The 4,084-nt window shown below is 61.8% G+C and carries 2 protein-coding genes and 1 pseudogene; all 3 read right to left on the reverse strand.

The annotated features are described in order from the left end of the window. Nucleotides 1-689: pseudogene (locus WBA11_RS16280) on the reverse strand (transcription-repair coupling factor); the annotation flags it as partial. A gap of 182 nt (nt 690-871) precedes the next feature. Continuing rightward, on the reverse strand, nt 872-1,792 hold the full coding sequence (murQ, locus tag WBA11_RS16285) for an N-acetylmuramic acid 6-phosphate etherase (RefSeq protein WP_424521705.1): 921 nt from the start codon (nt 1,790-1,792) through the stop codon (nt 872-874). After that, nucleotides 1,767-4,084 (reverse strand): CHAT domain-containing protein (locus WBA11_RS16290; protein WP_424521706.1); only part of this gene is annotated, 2,318 nt, incomplete at its 5' end. The genes murQ and WBA11_RS16290, both read right to left, overlap by 26 nt.

The following is a 4,084-nucleotide window of genomic DNA, read 5'->3' on the forward strand; positions in this document are numbered from 1 at the left end:
GGAACGAGGCGGGCCGTCTCGAGCCGGGCGACGGAGCGCTGCGACTGCGGGTCGAACTCCCGGATCTGGTCGACCTCGTCTCCGAAAAACTCGAGGCGGACGGGGTAGCCACCTGCAAACGGATACACGTCGAGGATGCCTCCCCGAAGAGCGATCTCGCCGGGCTCGCTGACGAACTCGACGAGGGAGAATCCCTGAGCGGTGAGGCGTTCGATTAGCTCTTTTGGAGGAGCATCATCGCCGACGTTGATGCTCATCGTCTCCTCCTTCACCGTGCTCGGCGGCGGGACGCGCTCGAACAACGCTTCGACGCTCGTGACCAACACACCTTTGAACCCTGTACGGAGTTGCCCGAGTGCATCCGCCCGCTGAACGAGAGGTAGAGAGTCGGTCAGCTTGTCGTCGTCGTACGGCGTTTTGCCGGTAGGAGGGAGGAGGAGAACCCGTCCCTCACCACCGAGCAACTGCTCGAGGTCGGATCGTAGATAGTCCGCGCTCTCGCTCTCAGCCGTGAGCGCCACAATCTGATCGTGGGTCGTGGCGAGATCCGCGAGCGCAAACGCAGGCAGTGATCCAACCACGCCTTTGAGACGCAGGGACTCACCGTCCTCGAGGTCGCCCACGGTCGAGCGCAGGTCGGCAAAGAATGGGAGTGAGCGCAGCCGCTCGGCGATGTCCTGTAGAGTCACGGTGCCTGGTGGTGTCGTTCCGTTGGCGGCGCGGTCACGCGAACGAGAGGTCGAAGCGTGCGCCTCGACCCCTGCCCCGGCTCCATCAGGACCCGCGCCTTTGGGAAGCGCCGGCCGTACTCGTGTTCCGCACGAGGACCGTCCTCGAGGACGGAAACGCAGTCTTCGACAGACCTCGGTTTCTAGCTCGTCTCGATCGCACGCCGCACGAACCCGTCGCCATCCTCGATGCGCCGCTTCGCGTGGTCGGCGTCCACGTTCGCGAGCAGCATCACGAGCGCCGTCTTGACGTGTCCGTCGGCAGCCTCGAGGGCGGTGGTCGCCGTGTCGTAGTCGACCTCGGCGGCCGTCATCACGATCCGCTTGGAGCGCTCCACCAGTTTTAGGTTGGTCATCTGCAGGTCGACCATCATGTTCTGGTAGACCTTCCCGAGTCGCACCATCGTGGCGGTCGAGATCATGTTCAGGATCAGCTTGGTCGCCGTCCCGCTCTTCATCCGGGTCGAGCCCATGATCGGCTCGGGTCCCACGTCCGCGCAGATCGCGACGTCGACCTCGAGGGCGAACTCGCTCCGCGGGTTGCAGGTCACGAACAAGGTCTTTGCTCCGATCTGTCGAGCCTTCTCGACGGCTCCGACGACGTACGGGGTCCGTCGGCTCGCTGCGATCCCGCAGACCACGTCGTTGCTCGTGACCCCCGCTTCAACCATCGCGTCGGCCCCGTTCGATTCGAGGTCTTCGGCCCCTTCTTGGGCTTGAAACATCGCCTCTCGGCCCCCTGCGATCAGGCCCTGGACCAGCTCTGGAGGCGTTCCAAACGTGGGCGGGCACTCGGCTGCATCGAGGACGCCGAGCCGCCCGCTCGTCCCCGCACCACAGTAGAAAAGCCGTCCGCCGTTGCGGAACGCGGCTTCTACAATCCGCACGGCCTCGGCGATGTAGGGGAGCTCCGAGGTCACCGCCGAGACCGCGATCTGGTCTTCCGCGTGGATCATTCCCAGCACGTCCTCGAGGTCGGCCCGGTCGATGTTGAGAGTCCTCGGGTTCCGCTTCTCCGTGCTCAGCGACTTGAGCTCGTTAAACAGGTCTTTGGAGGCGGACATGTAGCTTGGTTCGGTAGAGGCTCCAAGCTATCCCTATGAGCGCGAGCGCGAGCATCCCGAAGATGAAGCTCTGCCATTGAGATGACGGTTCGTAGATGGCCGACGCGTCCCCCGACACGGTCGGCGCAGCCCAGAAGAACGGGCTTGCTCGAATTCCCGCGTGGGACTCGATGTACTCGATTTGAGCGCGCCTCAACGCTTCGTCTTTGCGTGAGCCGCTCGCGACGGCGTTGTAGAAGCTGGTCATTAGCGTCGCGGACGCCCGGTCGCTCACGGGCCACAACGTCGCGACCGTTGACCTCGCACCTGCCGCTCTCATCCCGTACTGCAGTCCTATGATCCCTTCGCCTGCAACCGCCACTCCACCACCCGTAGAGCACCCGCTCAGTACCACCATGTCGGCTTGCAGCGTCGTTTCCATGACCTCATACAGGTGCAACGTCCCGTCCTCGTAGGCATCGGACGCTAGCTCGATCCTCGACGATAGCGGAAATGTCGGGTCTGCCTCAGCGTGAGAGGCAATGTGTATGACGTCCGCTTGCCTAGCTCTACGGTAAAACTCGGATTCGGTCGCCTCATCATCTAAAAGCCGTGTCCCTCCGATAGAGGCTTGCACGCCTCTCAGTTCGTCTTCTACGTGGTTCAAGTCGGATATGAGGTTGTTCCACATGGAACCCTCGAAGGTGGCTCTGCCCATCAGAATCGCTTCGGCGTCTCGAATGGTCACATGATCAGGCCCGGCCACAAATGAAGCCGATACGTCGTAGCCGATGGTGATACGGTTGATTAAATATGGAGCGGATTCGTACTCCGTAGACGTCTCCGTTGTGAGTGCAGCAAACGGAACGGTTGAGGTCACCGCGTCTGGAACGATGACGACGGATGATGTCGCGACCACGTCCTCGATCGGCTCCCACAGCTGCCTGTACAACGCGTGCAGCGCATCTAACGAAAAGGAAGGATTCGACATCGACGTCTCGTTCCATGGGAAGCCGACCCGTTGCAGGATGGTCCTGACCGTTGCAGGGGACACGTCGAGTGGCCGCGCGATCACTGTATCACCGTTCACTACGAAAGCTGTGCTACCGGAGCGATCGATCATGAACGACACTAGCGTTTGGTCGCGTGCCCTGAGTCGGTCCCGCAGATCTTGGACATTGAGCCTGGTGTCGCTTCGCCTTGGGGCAGACACGGCCTCGAGCCCTGACTGCAGCTCGGAGACGGCGGACATGAGTTCACTCTGACGGTCTGGGCTCGTCTCGCGATACAGTTCTACGCGAGTGTCGACCAGTCGAGAGGACAACGAGTCAATAAGATGTCTGGTCGAGTCGGTCAGAGACCTGCGGATCGCATGATGCCGCACGACGTCTTGGAGGTATCGCGCCCGAGTGGCATCGAGGACGATGAGTGCCTCCTCCACGTCGCCCATCGCTAGCTGCGTCCGTGCGAGACCACGGAACGACGCCTGCACTTTTGCAAAGGCAGACGCGCTCCAGTCCTGAAGCCCAAGGCGGTCCCGATACGTCTCCTGGAGCGAGACTGCGGCTTCATAGTGGCGGTGAGCGCGTTCCCAATCTCGCTCTCCTTCAGCTATCGCGCCGAGTTGCTCGAGAGCGCTCGCTTCGCCCTCGAGGTCGGAACGGTTGAGGGAGATCTCGAGAGCGCGCTGCGCTGCATCTCGTGCACACTCTGGATCCTCTCGAAGGACGCACACACGGCTTTCGATCATCGAAACGGTGTAGGGAGCTACAGGTAGTAATAGGCCGGCTCGTTCCGCTTCGCTTTCCGCGATCTCGAGAGCTGACGAAGACGCTTCTTCGTCGTCCAGCATCTGTAAGGCGAGAGCTCTGAGAGCCATCGCTACTGATCGATACCCGATAAACTGACCATCAGACGGTAGCTCCTCAAGGGCGTGATCTGCGTGCGCCAACAAGGTCGACGCCTCGCTTTCCCACAATGAGTCGCTCGGCTGGCTCTCCATGGTCTCCATCGTTAGAATGGCACGGCTCGTCAGGACCAGCCCCAGAGGATGCTGGAGGCGCTCATTCGTGATCAGACTATCCTCGATCAAATCCAGAGTGGCCCGGATGTAGCGTGCGGAGGCGGCCGCGTCTCCTAGAATCCTGGCCGTCGAGGCCGCTTCTGCGAGGGCGCGACTGCCAACATCCGCCTCGACGGTGTATGACATGGATGCCGCTTTGTAATAAGAGCGCGCACCTTCGACCGTCCTGCCGAGCTCGGCAAGCACGTAGCCGCGTTGGATCAGCAGCCTGACATAAGACTCGGCGGTGC

The sequence above is a fragment of the Rubrivirga sp. genome (assembly GCF_049648075.1).
Classification (GTDB): Bacteria; Bacteroidota; Rhodothermia; order Rhodothermales; family Rubricoccaceae; genus Rubrivirga.